General features: G+C 69.1%; 20 protein-coding genes. 3 read left to right on the top strand and 17 right to left on the bottom strand.

The annotated features are described in order from the left end of the window. Window positions 1-25: 25 nt before the first annotated feature. The 8 genes from JFC09_RS13220 to JFC09_RS13185 all read right to left on the bottom strand — a co-directional run bounded on the left by JFC09_RS13220 (window position 26) and on the right by JFC09_RS13185 (window position 8,450). Entirely contained in the window at window positions 26-523 is a 498-nt protein-coding gene (locus JFC09_RS13220) for a MarR family winged helix-turn-helix transcriptional regulator (protein WP_198394495.1), read from the bottom strand. Next, window positions 523-1,542 (bottom strand): porphobilinogen synthase, encoded by a 1,020-nt coding sequence (gene hemB, locus JFC09_RS13215; protein WP_198394494.1) that lies wholly within the window; start codon window positions 1,540-1,542, stop codon window positions 523-525. Before hemB ends, JFC09_RS13220 begins: the two co-directional genes overlap by 1 nt. A gap of 5 nt (window positions 1,543-1,547) precedes the next feature. Continuing rightward, on the bottom strand, window positions 1,548-3,146 hold the full coding sequence (locus JFC09_RS13210; RefSeq protein ID WP_198394493.1) for a uroporphyrinogen-III synthase: 1,599 nt from the start codon (window positions 3,144-3,146) through the stop codon (window positions 1,548-1,550). After that, entirely contained in the window at window positions 3,130-5,880 is a 2,751-nt protein-coding gene (hemA, locus tag JFC09_RS16930) for a glutamyl-tRNA reductase (protein WP_198394492.1), read from the bottom strand. The genes JFC09_RS13210 and hemA overlap by 17 nt, the downstream gene beginning before the upstream one ends. Next, a complete protein-coding gene (locus JFC09_RS13200) occupies window positions 5,877-6,578 on the bottom strand; it encodes a redox-sensing transcriptional repressor Rex (RefSeq protein WP_198394491.1) in 702 nt (233 codons plus the stop codon). Before JFC09_RS13200 ends, hemA begins: the two co-directional genes overlap by 4 nt. A 74-nt stretch (window positions 6,579-6,652) precedes the next feature. Continuing rightward, window positions 6,653-6,910, bottom strand: a complete 258-nt coding sequence (locus JFC09_RS13195; RefSeq protein ID WP_198394490.1) for a glutaredoxin family protein — start codon at window positions 6,908-6,910, stop codon at window positions 6,653-6,655. Window positions 6,911-6,991: 81 nt separating this feature from the next. Further along, window positions 6,992-7,090 (bottom strand): 30S ribosomal protein bS22, encoded by a 99-nt coding sequence (locus tag JFC09_RS13190; protein ID WP_005504750.1) that lies wholly within the window; start codon window positions 7,088-7,090, stop codon window positions 6,992-6,994. 157 nt (window positions 7,091-7,247) lie between these two features. After that, complete coding sequence (locus tag JFC09_RS13185) at window positions 7,248-8,450, bottom strand: acetoin utilization protein AcuC (RefSeq protein WP_198394489.1); 1,203 nt, start codon at window positions 8,448-8,450, stop codon at window positions 7,248-7,250. Window positions 8,451-8,512: 62 nt separating this feature from the next. Here JFC09_RS13185 and JFC09_RS13180 point away from each other — a divergent pair, with 62 nt between their 5' ends. Next, on the top strand, window positions 8,513-9,919 hold the full coding sequence (locus JFC09_RS13180) for a TrkH family potassium uptake protein (RefSeq protein WP_198394488.1): 1,407 nt from the start codon (window positions 8,513-8,515) through the stop codon (window positions 9,917-9,919). Between the two features lie 89 nt (window positions 9,920-10,008). Here the strand turns inward: JFC09_RS13180 and JFC09_RS13175 are convergent, their stop codons facing one another. The 9 genes from JFC09_RS13175 to JFC09_RS13135 form a co-directional block, all read right to left on the bottom strand. Then, on the bottom strand, window positions 10,009-10,650 hold the full coding sequence (locus JFC09_RS13175) for a potassium channel family protein (protein ID WP_198394562.1): 642 nt from the start codon (window positions 10,648-10,650) through the stop codon (window positions 10,009-10,011). Window positions 10,651-10,732: 82 nt separating this feature from the next. Further along, window positions 10,733-11,557 carry a pyrroline-5-carboxylate reductase gene (gene proC / locus JFC09_RS13170; protein WP_198394487.1) on the bottom strand — a complete coding sequence of 275 codons (825 nt, stop codon included), beginning with the start codon at window positions 11,555-11,557 and terminating at the stop codon, window positions 10,733-10,735. Between the two features lie 72 nt (window positions 11,558-11,629). Further along, on the bottom strand, window positions 11,630-12,538 hold the full coding sequence (locus tag JFC09_RS13165) for a sugar phosphate isomerase/epimerase family protein (RefSeq protein WP_198394486.1): 909 nt from the start codon (window positions 12,536-12,538) through the stop codon (window positions 11,630-11,632). A gap of 3 nt (window positions 12,539-12,541) precedes the next feature. Next, a complete protein-coding gene (locus JFC09_RS13160; protein WP_456298516.1) occupies window positions 12,542-13,714 on the bottom strand; it encodes a Ppx/GppA phosphatase family protein in 1,173 nt (390 codons plus the stop codon). Between the two features lie 257 nt (window positions 13,715-13,971). After that, window positions 13,972-16,320 (bottom strand): HNH endonuclease signature motif containing protein, encoded by a 2,349-nt coding sequence (locus JFC09_RS13155; RefSeq protein ID WP_198394484.1) that lies wholly within the window; start codon window positions 16,318-16,320, stop codon window positions 13,972-13,974. Window positions 16,321-16,880: 560 nt separating this feature from the next. Continuing rightward, on the bottom strand, window positions 16,881-17,672 hold the full coding sequence (locus tag JFC09_RS13150) for an enoyl-CoA hydratase/isomerase family protein (RefSeq protein ID WP_198394483.1): 792 nt from the start codon (window positions 17,670-17,672) through the stop codon (window positions 16,881-16,883). A 218-nt stretch (window positions 17,673-17,890) separates the two neighbouring features. Continuing rightward, the gene (locus tag JFC09_RS13145; RefSeq protein WP_198394482.1) at window positions 17,891-19,012 is read right to left on the bottom strand and encodes a bifunctional 2-methylcitrate synthase/citrate synthase; all 1,122 of its coding nucleotides are present in this window, start codon (window positions 19,010-19,012) and stop codon (window positions 17,891-17,893) included. Next, window positions 19,009-19,914, bottom strand: coding sequence for a methylisocitrate lyase (prpB, locus tag JFC09_RS13140; protein ID WP_198394481.1), 906 nt, complete (start codon window positions 19,912-19,914; stop codon window positions 19,009-19,011). Before prpB ends, JFC09_RS13145 begins: the two co-directional genes overlap by 4 nt. Then, window positions 19,914-21,410, bottom strand: a complete 1,497-nt coding sequence (locus tag JFC09_RS13135) for an MmgE/PrpD family protein (RefSeq protein ID WP_232483562.1) — start codon at window positions 21,408-21,410, stop codon at window positions 19,914-19,916. The genes prpB and JFC09_RS13135 overlap by 1 nt, the downstream gene beginning before the upstream one ends. 310 nt (window positions 21,411-21,720) lie before the next feature. On the opposite strand from JFC09_RS13135, the gene JFC09_RS13130 reads away from it, so the two are divergent. Then, window positions 21,721-22,260, top strand: a complete 540-nt coding sequence (locus JFC09_RS13130; protein WP_198394480.1) for a DUF4916 domain-containing protein — start codon at window positions 21,721-21,723, stop codon at window positions 22,258-22,260. A gap of 135 nt (window positions 22,261-22,395) precedes the next feature. Next, window positions 22,396-23,769, top strand: coding sequence for a DNA repair protein RadA (gene radA / locus JFC09_RS13125; RefSeq protein WP_198394479.1), 1,374 nt, complete (start codon window positions 22,396-22,398; stop codon window positions 23,767-23,769). Window positions 23,770-23,781 lie beyond the last annotated feature (12 nt).

Raw genomic sequence — 23,781 nt, 5'->3', positions numbered from 1 at the left:
GCAGGCCGGGCGCGTGCGCGGGACCTTACGTGTCGACCTCCGTCGCTTGTTCGACGGTGACGCGCGCGTCGGTCGGCAGCGCCCGCATGTGGGTGAGGACCTTCGAGAAGATCCCGGCCATCGCCTCGATCTCCTTCTCGTCCAGCAGGTCGATGAGGTGGGTGCGCACCCCGGTCACGTGGACGGGCGCGGTGTCCGCGAGGAGGCGGAACCCGTCATCGGTGAGCCTGCAGCGCACACCCCGCCGGTCCTCGTCGGTCTTCTCCCGTTCGACGATCCCGCGCTCCTCGAGCCGGGCGACGATGTGGGTGAGCCGCGACCGCGACACCCCCGTGTCCGCCGCCAGGGTCGCCATGCGCAGCGTGCGGTCGTCCGATTCGGACAGGCGCACGAGGATCGTGTACTCGGTGAGGCCCAGGGTCGATTCGGTCCGCAGCTCACGGTCCAGTCGGGTCATGAGCAGCTGGTGGGCGTCCAGGAAGGACCGCCATGCCACCATCTGCTCGGAGGTGAGCCAGCGCATCAGGAGTCCCCTGCGGACCGGTCGTTCAGGAGTGCGGCGACCTCCGTCGCCCAGTATGTGAGGACTGCGTCCGCCCCTGCGCGCTTGAACGCCATGAGGCTCTCGAGGATCGCCGGCATGCGGTCGATGGCCTCCGCCCGGGCGGCGAACTCGATCATCGCGTACTCCCCGGAGATCTGGTACGCCCAGACCGGGACGGGGCTCGCCGCTGCGGCGTCCGCCAGCACGTCGAGGTACGGCATGCCCGGCTTCACCATGACGATGTCCGCGCCCTCCGACACGTCGAGCTCCAGTTCGCGCAGCGCTTCGCGTCCGTTCGCCGGATCCTGCTGGTAGGTGCGCCGGTCTCCCGTCAGCTGCGAGTCGACCGCTTCGCGGAACGGCCCGTAGAACGCGGAGGAGAACTTCGCGGCGTAGGCGAGGACGACGACGTCCTGGTGGCCCGTCGCGTCGAGTGCGTGACGCGCAGCGGCCACCTGTCCGTCCATCATCCCGGACAGCCCGACGACGTGAGCACCGGCGTCGGCCTGTGCCACGGCCATCGACGCGTAGCGGTCGAGTGTCGCGTCGTTGTCGACGGAGCCGTCCGCGGCGAGCACGCCGCAGTGTCCGTGCGAGGTGAATTCGTCGAGGCAGAGGTCCGACATGATGACGGTGTCGTCGCCCAGTTCGTCCCGCAGCAGGCGCAGCGCACGGTTGAGGATGCCGTCAGGGTCGTCGCCCTGGGAGCCCTGCTCGTCGCGGACCGTCGGGATGCCGAACAGCATGAGCCCGCCCACCCCGGCGGCGACGGCGGCACGCGCGTCCTCGAGGAGGGAGTCGAGCGTGTGCTGCTTCACCCCGGGCATCGAGGTGAGTTCGGCGGGCGCGTCGAGGCTCTCCTTCACGAACATGGGCAGGATGAGGTCCGCGGAGTGGAGGCGGTTCTCGCTCACCAGCCGGCGGAGGGCGGGGAACGCGCGCAGGCGGCGGGGTCTCGTCGCGCCGTCTGCCAACTGATAGACCGGTCTGCTGTCCACGTTCGTCACCTCTTCTTGAGCGGTCGGGTCTGCGAAGGCCGCAGCGGCGCGCGTCCGGCCGCCAGGTCCTCCGTGCGCCTCTTCACCGCGTAGTCGACGAGACCGCTGATGAGCGATCCCAGGTTCGCCTCGTCCGCCAGGACGTCGACGTCGAGGCCGTGCTCCTGTGCCGTCTGCGCCGTCGCCGGTCCGATCGCGCACACGACGGTGCTGGCGGGAGGCTTCCCCGCGATGCCGACGAGGTTGCGGACGGTGGACGACGACGTGAAGAGCACGGCGTCGAAGTCGCCGGACTTGATCGATTCTCTCACCGGTGCCGGCGGCGGTGCCGCACGGACGGTCCGGTAGGCGGTGACGTCGTGCACGTCCCACCCGCGTTCCTGAAGTCCCTCGAAGAGGACTTCCGTCGCGATGTCGGCACGCGGCAGGAGCACCCGCGCGCCGGGGTCCGACTGCGGGTCGCGGTCCGGCCAGTCCTCGACGAGGCCTCGGGCGGAATGCTCCCCGGAGGGCACGAGGTCCGGGGTCACGCCCCAGTCGATGAGCGCGTCCGCGGTGGGTCCGCCCACTGCTGCGACGCGCACACCGGCGAGCGCCCGTGTGTCGAGCCCGAATTCCTCGAACCATTCGCGCACCGCGCGGACCGCGTTGACGCTGGTGAGTCCCACCCACTGGTAGTCCCCGTTGACGAGTCCCTGGATCGCCCGCTCCATCTGGGTGGGCGTGCGGGGCGGCTGGATCGCGATCGTCGGCACGATGGTGCCGATCGCGCCCAGTTCGGCCAGTTCTCGGGCGGTCGACCGCCCCTGCTCCTTGGTGCGCGGGATGAGCACGCGCCAGCCGAACAGCGGGCGGGACTCGAACCAGTCGAGCTCTGCGTGCTGGGCGACGCCCTGGCCGAAGAACATCGTCACGCGCGTGCCGGTCGGCACCTCCGTCCGCAGGCGGGACTCCGCCTGCCCGAACGTCGTCTCCAGCGTGAGCTGCTCGATCGTCGACACCTCCGTCGTGAGGAGGACGGGGGTGTCGGAGTCCCAGCCGTCGCCCAGCAGCGCGGTGAGCGCGTCGATGACGTCGTCGCGCTCACCGTTGATGACGTGTCCGGTGTTGCGGTGCTTCGACACGTCCAGGTGCGACTGCTCGCCGGCTTCGACGAGCCGGACGGAGCGCACGCGGTTCGTCGTCACGGGTGCTCCCGCGTAGGCGGCTGCCGAGGCCGCAACCCCCACGCCGGGGATGATCTCGAAGTCGACGCCCTGTCTGCGGACCGAGGCCGCTTCGTCGGTGGTCGTCGAGAAGAGCACGCCGTCGTGCGGGACGATCCGCACGACGCTGCCGTGCTCACGGGCGAGGCCCGCGAGCTTGCGGCCGCGTGTCGTCGCGGCCTGACCCAGCTCCGTCGCGTCCATGCGCTGCACGTCCGGGCCCGCGTAGGCGTCGAGGATCCCGTCGTGGACGGAGTGGTTGTACACGACCAGCGGGGCGGTGGCGAGCAGGTCCGTCCCGCGTCGCGTCACGAGAGCGGGGTCGCCGGGGCCTGCGCCCAGGAAGTAGACGGTCGGCACGGCGAGTGCTCCGAACGCTTCATCAGCGGGTGTCGGCACTGTCGTCACCTCCTGGTGTGTCGGGGATGGGGTCGGCGTCTGCTGCGGGTGCTGCGTTGCCGAGGTGTGTCTGAGGTGCGTTCGCGCCCACCGATTTCCGGGGGTCGATGCCGAGGCCGTCCAGCAGTTCGACTGCCACGTCGGCTCCCAGCTGCTCCGCGGCGAGTCGCACGTCCGCCGCGTGCGTCTGGGCATCGTGGCGCGGCAGTTCGGTCGTCCGGGACACGCGCAGCAGCTTGCCCTGCTCGTCCGCGAGGACGCCCGTCACCGCGAGGGAGCGGCCGTCCAGGGTGGCGAGGGCTCCGATGGGTGCGGAGCAGCCGGCTTCGGCACGGTTGAGGATGGCCCGCTCGCTGTGGACGGCCAGCGCGGTCGCCTCGTCGTGCAGGCCGGCGAGTCCGTCGCGCAGGGCCGCGTCGTCCGCGGAGAGGTCGGCGCTCGCGTCACGGCATTCGATCGCGAGTGCTCCCTGGCCGGGCGCCGGGAGCATGACGGCCCCGTCGAGCACGTCGGTCACCTCGTCGATGCGGCCCAGGCGGCGCACTCCGGCGGCGGCGAGCACGACACCGTCGAGGCGACCCTCCGTCACGTGGCGGATCCGGGTGTCGACGTTGCCCCGCACCCCGGTCACCTCGATGTCCGGGCGCGCTGCGCGCAGCTGTGCCGCGCGCCGGGGCGATCCCGTCCCGATGACGGACCCCGCCGGCAGCTGCGACAGGCTCATCCCGTCGCGCCCGATGAGCACGTCGGACGGGTCGACCCGCGGGGGCACCGCCGCGAGGTGGATGCCGGGGGCCTGCGCGGTGGGGAGGTCCTTGAGCGAGTGGACGGCGATGTCGATCGACCCGGTGAGCAGCGCCGAGCGCACCGCGGAAACGAACACGCCGGTGCCGCCGAACGCCGCGAGAGGCGTCATGTTCACGTCGCCTTCGGTGACGACCTCGACGATCTCGATCCGCCAGCCGGTCTGTGCGGCCAGCTGCTGGGCGATCGCCGTGGACTGCGAGCGGGCGAGCCGTGACCGGCGCGTCCCCAGTCGGACCGTGCGTCCTGTGGGGTGCTCCGGTTCGACGACGTCCATCGTGTGGTCCGCGACCTGGCTCTGCCCGTCGGCCGCGATGTGGTGGGAAGCCGAGGCGGCCTCTTCTGCTGAGGGGGCCTCTTCTGCCGAAGGGGCCTCGGCCTCGGCGGATCCGCCCGACGGGATCCACGAGGCGGCCAGCGGGACGGTGTCCATGACAGGCGTCGCGGTCGTCGCGGAGGCGACCGCGGTCATCGTGGGTGAGGCGGCCATCGCGGCGACCGCGTCGAGGTCGCCGGCGAAGGAGGAGAAGCCGGTCGCGGACATCTCCGCGGAGGACATCCCCATGGTGGCGCTCCCCGCAGCGGGTGCTGCCGAGGCACCCGCGGCCGCCTGCGCTCCGGGAGCCGGCGTGCGCTGGAGGTCGAAGAGCGTCGTGAGGGCCGCCGCGTAGTCGATCGAATCGTTGTCCGCGCCCATGAGCTCCTTCACGCGGACCGTGGGCGTGTGGAGGAGCGTGGTGGCGACGCGGCGCAGCGACTGCCGCACCTCGTCGAGGACCTTCTCCGACACCTGGTCGCCCAGCCTGCGCGACAGGCGCTCGAACTCCCGGTCCACCGTGTCGCGGGCCTGGCGCCGCAGGGCGGTGACAGTGGGGGCGATCTGGCGGGCGCGGCGGCTGGCGGACAGCGCCGCGAGCTCCTCCTGGATGATCGCGCGCACCTGCGAGATGATCTGCACGACGCCCGAGCTCGCGGTGTACGCGGAGTCCGCGAAGATCGAGGACAGCCCTTCGAGACCGATCATGCGGACGTGGTCGTGGGTCTCCACATTCGGATCCACGTCGAAGGGCAGGGCGAGGTCGACGACGTACGTGTTGGCAGGCCGCGCTCCCTCGTCGAGGTGTGTGAGCGACGCCGTGACGGTGTCCTGGTCGATGACCGTCCCGCGGGCGCCGGTGACGGAGATGACGAGGTCCGCGCGGGCGAACTCCTCCGCCAGGACCTCGGGGGTGAGGACGCGTGCGCGTCCGTCGACGGTGTCGGCGAGTCGCTGCGCCTTGTCGAGGGTCCGGTTGAGCACCGTGACGGAGCCGACCCCCTGGCGCGCAAGAGACGCGACGGACAGGCCGGACATCGCGCCCGCCCCGACGACCAGCACGTCCGCGGTCGCCAGCGGGCCGATGTGCCCGGCCGCCTCGACGAGTGCGGTGTCGAGCAGCGAGCGGGCGACGGAGTCCAGCTCCGTCTCCGCGTGGGCGCGCTTGCCCACCCGCAGGGATTCCTGGATGGTGCGGCTGAGCTCACCCGTGAGCCGCCCCTCCTCCTGGGCCGCGCTGTACGAGTGGCGGAGCTGGCCGAGGATCTGCGATTCGCCGATCGCCATCGAGTCGAGGCCGGCGGCGACGGTGAGGAGGTGCTCGACGGCCTTGTCGTCGAACCTCACGTACACGTGGTGGGCGAGTTCCGCCCACTCGATGCCTGTGACGCCCACCAGCGCGGCGCCGATGTCGGCCAGCCCGCCGTGGAACGCGCTGACGTCTGCGACGATCTCGAGGCGGTTGCAGGTCGACAGGATGAGAGCTCCGTCGACGTACTCGCTCCCCAGGACTGTGTCGGTGAGCGTGTCGACGTCCGTCCCCGACAGCGCGACGGCGTCGAGCACGGACATGGGAGCGGAACGGTGTGAGACTCCGAGGACGAGGGTGGTCACGTCTCTGCCTCCAGGGGACCGGGCGAGTGATGCGGATGGTGTGCGGGGGCGAAGTGCGAGAGGACCTGCAGTTCGGTGGCCAGGTCGACGTGTCGGACTTCGACGCCGGCGGGGCCGCGCACGGGGACGGGGGCGAAGTTGAGGAGCCCCCTGATGGATGTTCCCGCGACGGCGTCGACGACGGTCTGGGCTGCTGCGGCGGGAACGGCGATGACGAGCAGTTCGAGGGCCAGCGTGTCCACGGATCGCTGCAGGTCGGCGATGTCCGTGACGGTGAGTCCGCCCACGGGCTGGCCGATGCGGGAGGGTGCCGCGTCGAAGACCGCCTGCACGGAGAAGCCGTGCTGGGGGTCGGAGAGGTAGTGGGCGAGAGCGGTGCCCAGGCGGCCGGCCCCGACGACGCCCACGGGGCGCAGCCGGTCGATGCCGAGGAAGCACCGGATCGCGTCGGCGAGGTCGTGGGCGTCGTATCCGACACCCCGGCGACCGGTGAAGTTGAGGAGCGACAGGTCGCGGCGGACGATGGAGGCGCCGACGCCGCAGGTGCGGGCGAGATCCTCGCTGGATGCGGTGGTGCGGCCCGATGCGGTGAGAGAGGTCAGCGCGCCCAGATAGACGGGCATGCGTGAGACGGCGGGGATGGGAGTCGACCGTCCAGCACCGTCCGGTGCCGTCGCAGCCGACAGGGTCTGTGCCACCGCGTTCCGCTCTCCTCTCTGCGATCGGCCCGCAGGCCGGTCCTGTGTGCTGATCAGCCGGATCCGTGCACCGATCAGACGTCCGCCGCCAGGCGCGCATCGACTGCGCGCGCCAGGCGGACGGGGTCGATCCTGTGGAAGCCCACCTGCCGGCCGTCGACCAGCACGACGGGGACGTCCCACTCGTAACGATCTCGAAGCCCGGGGTCCGTGTCGATGTCCGTGATGGTCACGTCGACAGCCCGGGTCTCCGCCACCTGTGCGACGACCTGCTCTGCGTCGACGCACAGGCTGCAGCCAGCCCGGGTGAGGACCGTGATGCGTACGCTCACCGGGCTCCCTCCACCGTCCACCCGTTCACAACAAACCCCCGGCCCGCACGTGAGTGCCGGACGGGGTCTGTTCGAGAGGTCTTACTTCTTGTTGCGGCGCTGGTGGCGGGTCTTGCGAAGCAGCTTGCGGTGCTTCTTCTTCGACATACGCTTACGGCGCTTCTTGATCACTGAGCCCATGGGCACACCTCACCGGGTTGACTTCACGGTGAACAAGGGGTGCCCACCGCCGGAACATAGCCGCTCAAGTCTATCCCCGCGCTTGGGGCATGGCAAAAGGAGGCGAGCGCCATCACACTGCGGGCGCGCGGCTGTTCGCGGCGCGCGGCGCGCGGCATCAGTCGTAGTACGCGTCGAGGCCGAAGAACGGGAAGATCGACTTCCTCGTCGCCATGACCGCCCGGTCCAGGTCCGTCTGCGGGTCGTATCCGTTCTTCCAGGGGACGAAGGTTCCGTCGTAGCCGTCCGTCATGATGGTGGGTGCCTCGCGGCCGACGATCGATTCGGCGTACTTCCGCCACCGCTCCGGGGTGTCCGTCCCCGGGGCGATGTCCGCCCCGGCCGCGATCGCGACGAGCTGTGTCCAGGCCCGCGGCACCACTTCGAGGATCGAGTACCCGCCGCCGCCGGTCGCGATCCACTTGCCGTCGGTGAGCTCCTCCGACAGCGACCGGGCCAGCAGTGCGGTCTCCCGCATCCCGTCGACGCTGAAGCGCAGGTGGGTGAGCGGGTCGGCGCGGTGCCCGTCGCAGCCGTGCTGGGTGACGAGGATCTGGGGGTCGAATTCGCGCAGCACGTGGGGCACGACTGCGTCGACCGCCCGCAGCCAGTCCGCGTCGTCCGCGCGCGGGGGCAGTGCGACGTTGACGGCGGAGGCGGCGGCCTGCATCCCCCCGATGTCGTTCGCGAAACCGGTGCCGGGGAACAGAAAGCGCCCGTTCTCGTGGACCGACACGGTGAGGACACGCGGGTCGTCCCAGTAGATCCTCTCGACCCCGTCGCCGTGGTGCGCGTCGAAGTCGATGTAGGCGACACGCCTGTACCCGCTGTCCAGCAGCGTGCTGATCGTCGCGGCGAGGTCGTTGTACACGCAGAAGCCGGACGCGCGGTTGCTCATCGCGTGGTGCATGCCGCCGCAGAAGTTCACGGCGCGGTCGTAGCCTCCGCCGGCCACCGCGCGCGCTGCTTCGACGCCGGCCTGGAAGATCCGGCCCGACGCTTCGTGGATCTTGTCGAACCGGGGCACGTCCTCCGTGCCGATCCCCCACTCGCGCTGGAAGTCGTCGTCCAGTGCCGAGGTCTCCTGCGCCTTCTTGACCGCCGCGATGTAGTCCTTGGTGTGGACCTTCGCGAGTTCGTCGTCGTCGACCCCGCCCACCGCGGACACGGTGATGCGCGGGTGGTCGAAGAGCCCGAAGTCCGTCGCGAGCTTCGCTGTGAGGTCCAGCCGCACCGGGTGCATGGGGTGGCTGGGACCGAAGTCATAATCGGTGAAGGTCTCGTCCCACGTGACGAAGAGATCGAGATCACGGCGTTCCATGCCCACACTGTAACCCTCCGGATACGGTCCGTTCGCCCGGACCCGGCCGTAACATGTGTGGAATGGAAACCAGGGGTGGTGCCGGCTCGTCGGGCGGCGCAGATCAGGCGGGCGGCCGTCGTCACCTGCGCGATGTCGTCGACTCACTCGTCCTCTCCTCGCCCGCCCGCACCGCGATGATCGGGTTCGTCCTCGTCGCCGCCTGCTGCGCGGCCCTCCTGTCGCTGCCGGCGGCGCTCGCGGACACGGGGGCGGCCTCGGTCGCGGACGCCGTCCTGGTCGCGGTGTCCGCCGTCTGCGTGACCGGACTCAGCTCCGTCGTGACGGAGCAGCACTGGTCCGCGTTCGGGATCAGCATCATCACGGTCGCGATCCAGGTGGGCGGGCTCGGCATCCTCACCGCCGCGTCGCTGCTGGGCATGGCCATGTCGAAGCGGCTGGGCGTCCGCCAGCGCCTCCTCGCCGCGCAGGCGACGGGCGCTTCCCAGCTGGGGCACGTGGGCTCCCTGCTCAAGGTCGTGCTGCTCACGATGATCGTCGCCGAGGTCGTCGTCGCCACCCTGCTCCTCCCCCGGTTCCTGCTGCGCGGGGAGGAGTTCTGGACCGCCGTGTGGCACTCCGTGTTCTACTCCGTGTCCTCGTTCAACAATGCGGGCTTCACGGTCCACCCGGGAGGGATGGAGGCCTTCGCGGACGACCCGTGGATCATGGCGGTCATCGGCGCGGCCGTGTTCGTCGGGGCGCTGGGCTTCCCCGTCGTCTTCGTCATGAGCGTCTTCTGGCGCACCCCCCGCGCATGGGACCTCCACACGAAGCTCACCCTCACGACCTCGGCGCTCCTGGTCGCGGGCGGCTGGCTGCTGCTCCTCCTCTTCGAGGCGGGCAACCCCCGCACGCTGGGCGACAAGGGCTGGTTCGCCACCGCCGGTGAGGCGCTCTTCCTGTCCGTCGTGTCCCGGTCCGGCGGCTTCGCGATCATGGACATCGCGGACATGTCGCAGACGAGCCACGTGCTGCTCGACATGCTCATGTTCGTGGGCGGCGGGTCCGGTTCGACCGCGGGCGGGATCAAGGTGACGACGCTCGCGGTGCTGGGGCTCGCCGCACTCGCCGAGGCCCGGGGACTCACGGATACGACGGCCTTCCGCCGGCGGATCGCACCCAGCAGCATCCGGCTCGCGGTGTCCGTCCTGCTGGTGGGCGCCACCATCGTGTCCGTCGGCACGATGGTCATGCTGTCGGTGACGGACGAACCGCTGGACTTCGTCCTCTTCGAAGTCATCAGCGCGTTCGCCACGTGCGGGTTCAGCGTCGGGGTGACGGAGCGGGCTCCCGACGAAGGCCTCTACGTCCTCAGCGCCCTCATGCTGGTGGGCCGGCTGGGCACGATCACCCTGGCCTCCGCACTGTCCCAGCGGACGCAGACCCGCATGTACCGGTACGCGGAGGAACGGCCGATCGTCGGCTGAGACTCCGCTTCACCGGCGCAGCCCCGCGGCCTCACGGGCCCCCACGGCTCCCCACACGGACAGGGCAGGCTCACGCGGACAGGGCAGGCTCACGGCTGGGCGGCGAAGGCGCTCAGGCGATCGACGTGTCCGGCGACGATGAGCACGTCCTGCCGACCCATCCGGGTGTCCATGTCCGCGTAGGTGAATTCCTTCCCAGGGGGTTTGATCCCGACGACGGTGACGCCGAACGTGTCGCGGATCCTCGCCTGGGCGAGGGTGAGGCCCTTGACGGACTCCGGGGGCCGCATCTTCACGACCGCGAAGTGGCCGTCGTCGAAATCGATGTAGTCGAGCATCCGCGAGCTCATGAGGTGGGCGACGCGGTCCCCGGCCTCGGTCTCCGGGTAGAGCACGTGCTCCGCCCCGATGCGGCGCAGGATCTTGCCGTGCGCGTCGGAGATCGCCTTCGCCCAGATCTGGTCGACGCCCAGGTCGATGAGGTTCGCCGTCGTCAGCACGCTCGCCTCGATCGACGAGCCGATGCCGACGACCGCCGTGGAGAACTCCCCGGCACCCACCTGCCGCAGCGTGTCCAGGTGCGTCGTGTCCGCTTCGACGACGTACGTGAGCTTCGAGGACCATTCCTGGACGAGCTCCGGGTTCTTCTCGATCGCCATGACTTCCCGGCCCATCCGCATGAGCGAGCGGGCGGTGGCCGAACCGAAGCGGCCCAGCCCCACGACGAGCACCCCGGAGGCACCGGTCCTGCGGTCGCTCTTCCGCTGCGCCTTGCGGTCGGTCCGCTTGTCGCCGCGACGGCCCGGCTGCTTGTCAGCCGGCACGGTTCTCCGCCTCCATCTCCAGCGACCGGTCGCCCGCGGCCCGCACGGCGCGCGCCACGACGTCCGCGAACCCGTCCGCCTCGAACGAACCGATCCCCGCCGCCGTCGTCCCACCGGCACTCGTCACCGCTCCGCGCAGCGCCGCCGGGTCGGGGGTGTCCGCGAGGAGCCGTCCCGCTCCCTCCGCCGTCGCTGCGACCGCTCTGCGTGCCGTGTCCTCGTCGAGTCCCTGTGCGACGGCCGCCTCCACCATGTGCTCGGCGAGGAGGAAGAAGAACGCCACCCCGGACGCCGAGGCGCCGATCATCGTCGGCATGTCCTCTTCACCGACCGGGACCACGAGTCCCGCCCCTGCGAGCAGGGAGGTGAGGTGGTCGACGACGGCGGCCGGGGCCTCAGGCGCGGAGGCCAGAGCGATGACACCGTAGCCCACCGAGGACGGTGTGTTCGGCATGATCCGGACGACAGGACGGTGCGGGAAATGGTGAGTGAGGGTCGCGAGATCCACCCCGGCGGCCATCGACACGATCGCGGCGTCATCGGGCAGAGCGGGGCCGATGTCGGCGGCCGTGTCCGCGAGCATCCACGGCTTCACACCCAGGAACACCGCTCCGGCACCGTCGACGGCCGTCCGGTTGGCCCGGGGGTCCGCATCCAGCGCGGTCGTCTGGACTCCCAGTCGTGACCGGAGTGCGCTGGCCGAGGCCCCGGACCGGGTCGTCGCGTGCACGTCCTCCGGGGCCTGCCCTGCGGCGAGGACACCCTCGAGGAGTGCACCGCCCATGTTCCCTGTACCGATGAAAGCAATCCGCATGGGACAGAGGCTACTACCGCAGGTACGCAGCTCCTACTGCGAATCGACGCGTCCCATGCGAATCCGCGCTTCCTACGAATCGAGTCCCAAGTGGCGGCGCGCGAACTCGAGCGATTCGGTGAGCATCGCGTCCCGCGTGGAACGACGGGCCGTGAAGCGGGTATTCACCTCGACGACGACGTCCCCCGACCAGTCGTGCTTCGCGAGGTACTGCAGCGTCTCCGCGACGGGCATGCGGCCTCGGCCGGGGACCAGATGCTCGTCGGTGAGTGTCCCCATCCCGTCGGTGAGGTGGACGTGCCGCAGCGCGGGGAACAGGGTGCGGACCGCCTCGAGCGCGTCGGTTCCCGCCGTCGACGCGTGGGAGAAGTCGAACGTCACCGCGTCGTAGTCCTGGCCCAGCAGATCCCAGTGCGGCGAGTAGACGAGCACCTCGCGCACGCCGGCGCGCCACGGGTACATGTTCTCCACCGCGAGGGTCACGCCGGTCTCCTCCGACATCGCCCGCACGCCCTCGACGAAGTTCTTCGCGTAGTCGCCCTGCCAGCGGAACGGCGGGTGCAGCACGACCGTACGGGCTCCCGCCTCCTTCGCGAGCTCCGCAGTGCGCCGCAGCTTCTCCCAGTGGTCGCGGTGCATGACGCGCGGCATGAGGAGCAGGGTCGGCGCGTGCACCGACAGGACCGGCAGCCCGGTCGCTCGGGCGAACCGCGACATGAGACCCGGGTCCTGGGTCTCCTCGTTGTTGGTGATCATGACCTCCACCCCGTCGTATCCCAGACGCGCGGCGGTCTCGAAGCATTCGCGCACGGTCATCGGGTAGACGGAGGACGTCGACAGGCCGATGCGGATCTCATGGGCGGACCGGTAGTCGGCCTTCGGTTCGTACACAGGGCTGCGAGCGAGCTCCTCACGCTGACGCTTGGCCTTCGCCCGGGCGGAATTGGGGCTGGTGAGCGGCAGCCGCTTCTTCTCAGCCATCGTTCACTTCCCCGCCGTCGGGGCTGAAGTCGGTGTCGTGGGCGGTGTCGTGGTCGTGGGCGGTGTCGTGGTCGTGGTCGGTGTCGGTTCCGACGTGACCGGCGCCGGCGGCGCGGTCGAGTCTGCATCCGGGGCGGCGGCCGCGGCCTTAGCCGCGGCTTCCGCCTGGGCACCGCCGTTCGACGGGATGGTGAGGGCGGGCTTGGGGAGGGCGCCGATGCGGCGGCGTGTGGGCGAGAGGACCTCGGAGGAGTCGAGGAGGTCCAGCTGGCGCATGATGATCCCCTCACGCAGCGCCCACGGAGAGATGTGCAGGGACGACACGTCGAAGATCGTCATCGCCGCCTCCGCGACGAACGCACCGGCGAGGACCTGGCCTGACCGGGCTGCGGAGACTCCCGGCAGGGCTTCCCGCTGGGCGGGAGTCCGGGACACGAGCTCGTCGATGATCCCCGACATGTCCTTGCGCTTCAGTTCGCGGGGAACGAACATCCCGGCGCCGCTGGGGGCCGCGCCGCCGATACGCGCAAGTGAGCGGAATGTCTTCGACGAGCCGACCATGCGGTCGGGTTTCCCCACCCGGTTGATCTCACCTGCGATGCGGCCGATGGTGTGCCGCGCGTATTTGCGGAGGCTGTCGACGTCGCCGGAGGACGGCATGTCCGCGTGGAGGAAGTCGCGGTGCATGCGTCCGGCGCCGAGCGGGAGCGACACGGCCGCGTCCGGGTACTCGTCCCGGCCGGACGCCAGTTCGAGTGATCCTCCGCCGATGTCCATGAGGAGGATGCTGCCGGCCGACCAGCCGAACCAGCGTCGGACCGCCAGGAAGGTGACCCGGGCTTCGTCTTCGCCGCTCATGACGTTGAGCGCGACACCGGTCTCCTGCCGGATCCGGTCGATCGTCTCGTCGCCGTTGGGCGCGGATCTGATCGCCGAGGTCGCAAACGCGAGGATCTGTTCGGATCCCTGGTCTTCTGCGATGTCGATCGACGCGGCCACGAACTCGACGAGTCGGTTCTGCCCGTAAGTCGATATGGACCCGTCGTCCTTGAGGTATTCCGCGAGCCGCAGGACCTCCTTGTGAGAGGTGGCCGGCAAGGGCGGCGCACCGACGTGAGCGTCCACCACCAGGAGGTGGACGCTGTTCGAACCGATGTCTAACACTGCGAGTCGCACGCCAGCCATCGTAACGCTCCGAGTCTCGACCCCACACGTCGGTGCGAAATCCGTGCCGACGTGTAGTGGGTGGGGCGGTGCTGACTGAGGACGTACTACGTGGGATCCGGTGCTCAGTAGCCCTCGTTCGGCTCCGTGCCCCACTGCGTCGGAACGGTGGCGTCGATGCGGAACGGTGACGCCGCTGCGGGAAGATGGCACCGCTTCAGAACGGTGGGGCTCCTTCGTCGAAGCCTTCAGTGTCGCCTGCCGTTTCCTCACCGCTGGCGCTCTTCGGCGGAGCACCCGATTCCGTCGAAGCATCCGCCGACCCGTCGGAACCCTCTGCCGACCCGTCGGAACCCTCTGCCGACGCGTCGGACCCCTCTCCCGCGTCGGCGGGAGGAGCTCCCCCCCTCTCCTGACCGAACTCCTTTGTCGGTGGGCGGTGGTTCGGTGAGTTTCTCCAGCAGCCGTTCTGCGGCCTCGGCGTCGGTGAAGTTCGGCTCCAGGACGGCGATCGCCTCCCGTCCCAGCGGGAACGACCAGTTCTCGACGCCCTCGTCGTCGACCTCGACGGAGATGATCCCTGCGGTCTTCTCCTGGTGGTGGAACACGCACAGTGGGTGGAGGTTCGTCACCACCGTGAGTCCCCCGTCCGCGGGTGAGGCGTGGTTGAACGGTTCGATATGGTCCATCTGGGCTCGTGCTGCCGGTCGCAGGCACCCGGGGACCATGCATCGCTTCGATCGTTCTTCGACTGTCCGACGCATCCCGGCTGGGACGCGGTACGTGGTGGCCACTTCAGGGAGCACTTCGCCGCTGGCGGGGTCGGTGAGCAGGCGGTAGACGATCGACTGCGCGGAGACGATGCGCCGCGCCATCTCTGCAGGCACAGGGACCGGGCCCTCGAGGTCGGACGGCAAGTCACTGTCAGCATCGGCGCAGGTGAGGACCGGCACGGTGAGGGAGACGCGCGCCTGTGCAGCGAGCCACTCACCTTCGGTCGGGCACGTCACCGTGAAGTATTCGAGAGGGTCTCTCGTGGGTTCGTCGGAAGCACCCCCGGCGGGTTCGTCAGGAGTGTCCCCGGTGGAGTCGCTGGGCGCACCCCTGTCGGCCTCCCTGGTGGCGTCGTCAAGAGGGTCGCTGTTCGGCGGATCGCCACCCGCGGGCTCGTGCCGGGCGGACGGCGCGCTGGCCGTTCGGGTCCAGTCGTCCGCGTAGTGGAGAGCGCCAGGGGGTGCGGGCTGCGGCGGGTGAAGCGGGTTCCGCCACGCGCCGGGCGCCAACGCCTGTCGGTCTGTTCTGATCGTGCCGTCAGTGATCGTCCCGGGCCGCACACCCGGACCCTGCAGGGGAATGTCGACGACTACATCGCATTCGACCGACTCACCGCGCACCGGGCTGGGCCTCGACATCCGTCGCCGTTCCACCGTGATGACGGGTCCGGAGGTCGCCGTGTTCGGACCCGAGGGAGGACCGTTCAGGCCCCGGGAGGCAGCAGCCGAAGAAGACGCGCTCGCGGAGGTCGACGCTCCCGCGGGAGGCGAAGCGTCCGCGGGCAGCGGCATCCGCCCGTCGTCCTCGTCGCCGGTCCCCCACACTCGACCCCCAGGTGCGGCGAGCGCGATGAGGTCGAACCGGATCTGCTCGAGGCTGCGGGTGTCCGTGATCCGCACCTGCGCGGGGTCCACGGGACGCCCGAAGTGGTCCTTCACGACCAGGCCGCTCAGGTTCGCGGAGTGGATCGCGCGGGCAGTCGCATCGACTCGACGCATGTACGGTTCGAGGACGGTGATCGGGCCTTCGAGGACGACACACGCCATGCCATTGCCCAGGCGCTCATAGGACACGCACCGCATGTCCATCACCGTCTTGGCCCGCGTGGCAGGCGGCGCACACAGCTCCACCATCCGACCGACCTCCCGGGCGAACGTCTCCACCGGCATGTCGGGATTCAGCCGACCCACAGTGCGATCCAGCCAGCGCACGTCATGCAGCCGGAGCCCCCGCGAGTGGCGCAGGATGACCCCGATCTTCGCGGCACTCAGCGCCCCGGTGAGCACGGCCCGCAAGCAGTTCGAGAGCCCCACATATGCGACGACCGCTTCACACACCCTGCGGATCGCCTGGTTCCGCGTGAGATCACCGTCGACTGCAGCCGCCTGGACGACACCGTGCGGGACGACCCGCGCCACCTGTTCGCGGGCGGAGTAGAACCCGTGTGAGCACAGCACGTCGTCGATCGTGTCCGGGTCGTCGGATTTCCCGATCGAGGCGAGCGCGGTCTCTGCGACCGCAACCATGTGCACTGCGGAGAGACGGTCCAGCGCATGGGCCGCTTCCCGCATCCGTGCGGAGAGTCCGAAGGCGTCGATCGACCCGGTGAGCGTCGCGTACGGCACATGGGTGAGCGCTGGATCGACCATTCGCCACCCTTCGCCCGCCGGCACTTCGCCCGGCTGACGCTCGAAATGAGCAAGGCGTCCCGCACTGGTCCCGGTCAGTTCGGACCCGCCCCTGATGAGATGCCCGTAGACGTCTTCGCCGTTCACCAGCTCCACGGTGTCGACATGCCGATTCCCGATCAGCGTCAGACTCTCCGCGGCAGCCTGCTTGCGCACGGCGACGTAGTCACGGTGAGCGCGGGTACCGCGTCGAGGGCGCAGGCACCGCCTGTCCGCGTCGCCGTCATGGTCTTGGCCTTGGCCTTGGCCTTGATCTCGGTCTTGGTCACCGTTCATCGCAGTCACGTCGCCTCACCCCCGCATCTGCGCATGCACCGAAGCCGTCATCCGTGCACCCTCGCACCGACAGGACCCGATAGCCTCAGCATCACCGCTGTACGTTCTATTCTACATTCGTACTTTCGAGTATGTATGGGAGTTCCCTGTGAGACGTGCGGTGCGCCCGTCAGAAGGGAAACCGCTGTCCACTCCGCACAGAGCCGCCGCTCCCTCCCCCACGCGCGGAGCCTCCCCCTCGTCCCCAGGACACGCAGAAGGGCCGGGGCGAAAGCCCCGGCCCTTCTGCTCGTCGGACACGACCCCTCGGTCGGAGTCGATCCCCCGGGTGCCGCCCCCGTTCGGGCCCCGACCGTGCTCATCAGCTCTTCCCGGCCTGACGGATCAGCCAGCTCTGACGGTTCGGTCCCCTGAGGGTTCTTTCGGCTATCTCGGCTCCTTCAGCCCTGACTGTCCTTCCATTCCTGGCGCCGGAAGCCGAACTGCGGGGCCTCCTTCTCGAAGAACGCTCGCTGGCCCTCACCCAGCTCCACCGGGTAGACGTCGCCCAGCCATCCCGCCGGGTCCAGTTCTTCGCCGCGGAGGATCCGCAGCAGGCCCGTCTGGGTGAACGCGGACCGTGAGGCGATGCGCTCTGCGGTCCGCTTCGCGGCGGAGAACGGGTCGTCAGTGACTTCGTGGAGGAACCCGAGCGAATCCGCACGGCCCGTGTCGATGAGGTTGCCGGTGAGCAGCAGGTAGCGCGCCCACGACTCCCCCACCGCGTCGGCGAACCGCCGTGTGGGTCCCGGAGGGTAGACGAGGCCGAGCTTCGCGGCAGTGATCCCGAACCTCGCACCCGGAGCAGCGATGCGCACGTCGCACGCGGCAGCCAGCTCCGTGCCGCCACCCACACAGACACCCTCGATCGCCGCGATGGTGGGGACGTCGACGGAGGCGAGCGCGTCCTCCGCCGCCGCGTTCATCGCCCAGAAGTCCGCGAGCGGCACGTTGAGGTCCCCGATGTCCGAACCGGCGGAGAAGTTCCCGTCGGTGCCGCGCAGGATGAGCGCCGCCACATCCGGCGCCGCATCGATCGCATCCACGATCGCCGGCAGCGCGAACCACATCTCCCGGGACAGCGCACCGAGCTTCTCCGGCCGGTCGATCGTCAGAGTCGCGACGGAACCGTCCAGGTCGTAGCGGAAGCCGTCCACAAGTGGGATGGGAGTGGCGGGGCTCTCAGAGTTCACAGGGTTCTCCTCACGGATCGGGGTGGTCTGGACGTGATGCGGCGATCAGGGTGGGCCGGCGGAAGACAGCCTCTTCAACGCCGCACGGCCGGGACACCTTCGCGGTGCCCCAGCCGTGGCGGGTCATGACAGAAGCGGGAGCGACCCGTTCCCGAGGTGCGGTCCGGCGGGTGCCGACCACGGCCTCGGGCGCGGGCCCACTCTGCGACGGGGGACCGTCAGCGGTCGGTCGGGACCTCGCGCTGGTCGGGGCCGTCGTATGCGCTCAGCGGACGGATGAGCGCGTTCGAGGCCTGCTGCTCCATGATGTGTGCGGTCCAGCCCGTGATCCGGCTCATCACGAAGATCGGGGTGAACTGCGGGGTGTCGAAGCCCATGAGGTGGTAGGCCGGACCCGACGGGTAGTCGAGGTTGGGATAGATCCCCTTCCGACCCACGAAGTCCTCTTCGAACGCGTTGTAGAGGGCGAGCAGATCGTCCGCACCCTTGGCGCGCACCATGTCTTCGAACGCCTTGCGCATCGTCGGCACGCGCGAATCGCCGTTCTTGTACACACGGTGGCCGAAGCCCATGATCTTCTCTTTGTTGGCGAGCGCCTTGTCGATCCACGGGCCCACCTTGTCGGCTGTGCCGACCTCTTCGAGCATCGCCATGACCGCTTCGTTCGCACCGCCGTGCAGCGCACCCTTGAGTGCGCCCACCGCACCGGCGACCGCCGAATACATGTCCGACGTCGTCGAGGTGATGACACGACCCGTGAACGTCGAGGCGTTGAACGAGTGTTCCGCGTAGAGGATCATCGAGACGTCGAAGCAGCGGACGACTTCGTCTTCCGGCACCTCGTCGAAGACCATCTTGAAGAAGTTCGCGGCATAGCCGAGGTCGGACGTGGGCGCGATCGGGTCGAGCCCGTGCCGGCGACGGTGGTCGACCGCGACGATCGTCGGGAGCTGGGCGTAGAGACGCTCCGCCTTGCGACGGTTCGCCTCCTCACCTTCCTCCTCCGCCTCCGGATCCACAGCGCCCAGGTACGCGACCGCCGTCTGCACGACGTGCATGGGGTGCGTGTCCTTCGGCAGTCCGAGGATGATGTCGACCAGCTCCTGCGAGACCGCACGCTGCGACCGCTCACGCGCGGTGAACTCCTGCAGCTGCTCCTGGTTCGGCAGCTCACCGTTCCAGATGAGGTAGGCGACCTCCTCGAACGTGCAGTTCGCCGCGAGCTCCTGCACCGGGTAGCCCCGGTACGTGAGCGAATTGGTCTCCTGCACGACCTTGGAGACGGCGGTGGTGTCGACGACGACGCCCGCCAGCCCCTTCTTGATGTCCTGTTCGGTCACTGGTGTCCCTCCTGAGAGAAGTTGAAGACAGCCGAGTCGAACGAGTTGTATGCCTCGTAATCGACGGTCTCGTAGAGATCGGCACGCGTCTGCATGCGATCCACCACCGATGCCTGGGTGCCCTCCGAACGGATGGCCTTGAGGCCGTCCGTGATGGCTCCCATCGCCAACCGCAGTGTGGTGACAGGGTAGATGACGACACGGACACCCGCGTCCGCCAGCTGGGATGTGGTGAACAGCTCGCTCTTCCCGAACTCCGTCATGTTCGCGAGGATCGGCACGTCCAGGGCGTTCGCGAAGGTCTCGAACTCTCCCAGGTCGCGCATAGCCTCCGGGAAGATCATGTCCGCTCCGGCGTCGGCGTACGCCTTCGCCCGATCGATCGCGGCACCCAGCCCCTCGCCCGCACGGGAATCCGTGCGGGCGCAGATGACGAAGTTGTCGTCGCGCCGGCCCTTGGCGGCGGCAGAGATGCGCTTGACCATCTCCGCCGTCGTCACGACCTCCTTGCCGTCGAGGTGGCCGCACCGCTTCGGGTTGACCTGGTCCTCGAGGTGGAGGCCGGACAGCCCGGCATCCTCGAACTCCTGGACGGTGCGGGCGACGTTCATCGCCTCACCCCATCCGGTGTCCGCATCGATGAACGTCGGCAGGTTCGTCACACGGGCGATGTTCCGCCCGTGGTCGACGACCTCCGTCAGGGTCGTGAGCCCGATGTCGGGCAGACCCTGCGCGGCCGAGAACGCGCCGCCGGAGATGTAGACGCCTTCGAAACCCGCCTGCTCGATGAGCATCGCGTTGAGTGGGTTGATCGCGCCGGGGAACTGCACGATCTCGCTGCCGTTCAGCAGCTCGCGGAAGCGTGTCCGCCTCTCAGCGGCAGTCGTCGTGGCGCCCAGCATCAGAAGATGCCCTTCGATCCGGAGTGCTCCAGGCCCTCCACGACGAAGTTGAGTGCGCGGATGTCGTCGCCGCTCAGGTTCTCGAGGTTCTGCGCAAGGTCGAGGAACCGGCCCTGCTCCTGCTCGGAGACGATGCCGTCCGCCAGGGTGCGGAACTTGTTGACGTAGTTCTCGCGGACGAAGGGACGCGCGCCGTGCGGGTGCGCATCCGCCACAGCGATCTCGTCGACCAGTGTGGAGCCGTCCTCGAACTCGATCTCCACACGACCGCCGAATGCCAGCTCGTCCGGATCGGTCGAGTGGTAGCGGCGCGTCCACTCCGGATCCTCGGTCGTGACGACCTTGTGCCAGAGCTCGACGGTGTCGGGACGACCCGCACGCTCCGGCGCGTAGGACTTCTCGTGGTGCCAGGTCTGATCCTGCAGAGCCACCGCGAACATGTACATGATCGAGTGGTCGAGCGTTTCGCGCGAAGCCTTCGGATCCATCTTCTGCGGATCGTTGGCGCCCGTTCCGATGACGTAGTGGGTGTGGTGCGACGTGTGGATGGTCACCTTGCGGATCTTCGAGAAGTCTTCGATCTGCTTGCCCATGCGGCGGGCCAGGTCGATGAGCGCCTGCGCCTGGTATTCGGCGGAGTGCTCCTTCGTGTAGGTGTCCATGATGGCGCGCTTGGCCTCGCCCTTGCCCGGCAGCGGGACTGTGTAGCGGGCCTCCGGGCCGGACAGGATCCAGGCGATGAAGCCGTCTTCGCCTTCGTAGATGGGCGAAGGTGCACCTTCGCCGCGCATCGCACGGTCGACGGCCTCGACGGCCATCTTGCCGGCGAACGCAGGAGCGTGCGCCTTCCAGGTGGAGATCTCGCCCTTGCGCGACTGGCGGGTCGCGGTCGTCACGTGCAGCGCCTGCTGGACGGCCTGGTACGTGACCTCCGTGGGCAGGTGCAGGAGCGTGCCGAGGGCCGCAGCGGCCGACGGGCCGAGGTGCGCGACGTGGTCGATCTTGTGCTCGTGCAGGCAGATGCCCTTCACGAGGTCGACCTGGATCTCGTAGCCGGTCGCGATGCTGCGGATGACATCCTTGCCGCCGATGCCCTTGTGCTGGGCGACTGCGAGGATCGCCGGGATGTTGTCACCGGGGTGCGAGTAGTCCTTCGCGAGGAACGTGTCGTGGAAGTCGAGTTCACGGACCGCGACGCCATTGGCCCAGGCCGCCCACTCCGGCGAGATCGTCTCGTCCGAGGAGAGGCCGAAGACCGTCGAACCGGGCTTCATGGGGTGACCCTGAGCCTGCTCACGCGAGTGCGTCGGCGCACCGCGGCGGACGGATGCGGCGGCAACTGCCGCGTTGTCGATGATGCGGTTGATGACCATGTCCTGGACATCCGCGTCGATCGCGACGTCATCGGAAGCGACTTCTGCGATCTTCCAGGCGAGCTGGTCCTCACGTGCGAGGTTCTCCGAGCTCTTGTATGTGCGGACTTCGTGGTTGATCAACTGGCTCTCCTTCGTTTTGAGCGCTGACCGCTCCGGCGATCCGGATTTTTTCGCATCGCGCAGGCGGGGTGACGACCGTCCACAGGGATTCTCGGGTAGGGATTCGCCAGCGGGCCGCATCGCACCACATATCTCGACATCAAGATACTTCACTTCGAGGGTACTTCTCAACTCTCCGGCGCGTCTTGTCACCGCTCTGTGCGGCGAGAGCAGTGCGGAAGCACCGGCGAAAACAGGCGCTTCCCCGGATCCGTCGGATAATACTCACGCGTACTCCCCTCGGGCCCGTCTTCGCCGCTACATTGGACGCATGACGCGCACTGCCCTCGACTTCGATGACAACTGGCTGGACCCGGAGGAGCTCGCTCACATCCGTCGGCGACTCCCGGTCACGTACGTCCACGGTCTGCCCGTGCGGCGGGGCGACGACGGGGAGGTCGAGCGCATCGGCCTCCTGCTCCGCACCCTCGACACCGGCGCTCTGGGCCGAGAGATCGTCGGCGGCCGCGTGAAGTTCCACGAATCGATCAGAGCGGCTCTGCTGCGCCACGCGGAGAACGACCTGGGCCCCCTCGCGCTTCCCACCGTGCCCCTGTCGCTCACGCCCTACCACGTAGCGGAGTACTTCCCGACGGAGGCGGTATCCCCCTACTACGATCCCCGACAGCACGCTGTGGCGCTCTGCTACGTGCTGCCGGTGATCGGCGACTGCAGCCCTCGCGGCGACGCGCTGAGCATCGACTGGCTGACCCCGCAGGAAGCAGTCAGCGACGACATCGCTGCGGAGATGCGCCATGGCCAGCAGCACATCGTCCGGGCCGGACTCGCCCACCTGGGCATCCTGCCCTGACCCTGAGGCCGTCCCCTTCCCTGAGGCCTGTTCTGGCCTGGGGCCGGCTCTGGTCTCGGGCCGGCTCCGGCAGTGACGATCCTTCGCTGACGCGGAGGCGCCGTCCGTGTCCGTGGCTCATGGAAGACTCGGATCATGGTGTCGACGATGCAGTATCTGTGCAGTGCGTGCGGTCATTCGACCGCGAAGTGGCTGGGCCGCTGCCCCCAATGCCGCGAGTGGGGGACGATCGAGGAGTCCGCACCGGCACAGCGAACGGTCCGCACCCAGGCGAAGCCCGCTCGTGACGGCGGCGCCACCCCCATCACACAAGTCGACCGGACACTCGCGCAGGCGCGGTCGACGCACATCCCGGAGTTCGACCGGGTGCTCGGCGGCGGGCTGGTGCCTGGTGCGGTCGTCCTGCTCGCGGGTGAACCAGGCGTCGGCAAGTCGACTCTGCTGCTCGAAGTCGCCTCATGGACGGCACGACAGGGCACGACCGTCCTCTACGTCACCGGGGAGGAATCGGCGGCGCAGGTCCGCCTGCGTGCGGAGCGCGTCGACGCGCTCTGCGACACCCTCTACCTCACTGCGGAGACGGACCTGGGGGTGGTGCTGGGCACCATCGACCAGGTCGAGCCTGACCTCCTCATCATCGACTCCGTGCAGACACTCGCCTCTGCGGAGGTCGACGGCGCGCCCGGTGGCGTCGCACAGGTGCGAGAGGTCGCCGCCGCGATCATCCGCACCGCGAAGGACCATGCGATCCCCACCGTGCTCGTGGGCCATGTGACGAAGGATGGCACGGTCGCCGGCCCACGCACTCTCGAGCACCTCGTCGACGTCGTCTGCTCGTTCGAAGGCGAACGCCACTCGCGGCTGCGGATGCTCCGTGCGGTGAAGAACCGGTACGGCCCCACCGACGAAGTGGGCTGCTTCGACATGACGGAATCCGGGATCGAGAGCCTCCCGGACCCGTCGGGGCTCTTCCTCACACGATCGGCGACTCGTGCGCCCGGGTCCTGCCTGACCGTCGCGCTCGAAGGCAGGCGGCCGATGCTCATCGAGGTCCAGTCCCTCGTCGCACCGATGAATGGCCACCCCCGCAGGACCGTGAGCGGACTCGACGCGAACCGCATCGCCATGATCCTCGCGGTCCTGGGGAAGGTCGCCTCGAGCTCGGACAAGGACGTCTTCGCTGCGACCGTCGGCGGCATGAGGGTGACCGAACCCGCCTGCGACCTGGCTCTCGCACTGTCGATCGCCTCCGCCGTCCACGGCAGCGCCCTCTACTCGCGACTCGTCGCGATCGGGGAGATCAGCCTGTCCGGTGAGATCCGACAGGTCCCGGGACTGGGACAGCGCCTGTCGGAAGCCTCACGTCAGGGAGTGACGAACGCGATCGTCGCCCGCGGCGCACTCCACAACGTGACCGTGCCCGAAGGCATGCGGGTCGCCGAATGCGAGAACGTCGTGGAGGCTGTACTGACAGCACTGCCGGAGATCGCAGGGAAGGGGGACGGGTAGACCGAGAGGTCG

Origin of the sequence: Brevibacterium yomogidense (assembly GCF_016107685.1) — a bacterium.
Lineage (GTDB): Bacteria > Actinomycetota > Actinomycetes > Actinomycetales > Brevibacteriaceae > Brevibacterium > Brevibacterium yomogidense.
The sequence above is the reverse complement of the archived record's forward strand: the minus strand, read 5'-3'. Positions and strand labels throughout refer to the sequence as shown.

Bases quoted from the DNA above. Each gene is read 5' to 3' on its own strand.
- JFC09_RS13185 (WP_198394489.1), bottom strand. From the start codon at position 8,450: ATGGAACGCCGTGATCTCGATCTCTTCGTCACGTGGGACGAGACCTTC.
- JFC09_RS13190 (WP_005504750.1), bottom strand. From the start codon at position 7,090: ATGGGCTCAGTGATCAAGAAGCGCCGTAAGCGTATGTCGAAGAAGAAG.
- prpB (WP_198394481.1), bottom strand. From the start codon at position 19,914: ATGCTGGGCGCCACGACGACTGCCGCTGAGAGGCGGACACGCTTCCGC.
- radA (WP_198394479.1), top strand. From the start codon at position 22,396: ATGGTGTCGACGATGCAGTATCTGTGCAGTGCGTGCGGTCATTCGACC.
- JFC09_RS13180 (WP_198394488.1), top strand. From the start codon at position 8,513: ATGGAAACCAGGGGTGGTGCCGGCTCGTCGGGCGGCGCAGATCAGGCG.
- proC (WP_198394487.1), bottom strand. From the start codon at position 11,557: ATGCGGATTGCTTTCATCGGTACAGGGAACATGGGCGGTGCACTCCTC.
- JFC09_RS13220 (WP_198394495.1), bottom strand. From the start codon at position 523: ATGCGCTGGCTCACCTCCGAGCAGATGGTGGCATGGCGGTCCTTCCTG.
- JFC09_RS13130 (WP_198394480.1), top strand. From the start codon at position 21,721: ATGACGCGCACTGCCCTCGACTTCGATGACAACTGGCTGGACCCGGAG.
- JFC09_RS13165 (WP_198394486.1), bottom strand. From the start codon at position 12,538: ATGGCTGAGAAGAAGCGGCTGCCGCTCACCAGCCCCAATTCCGCCCGG.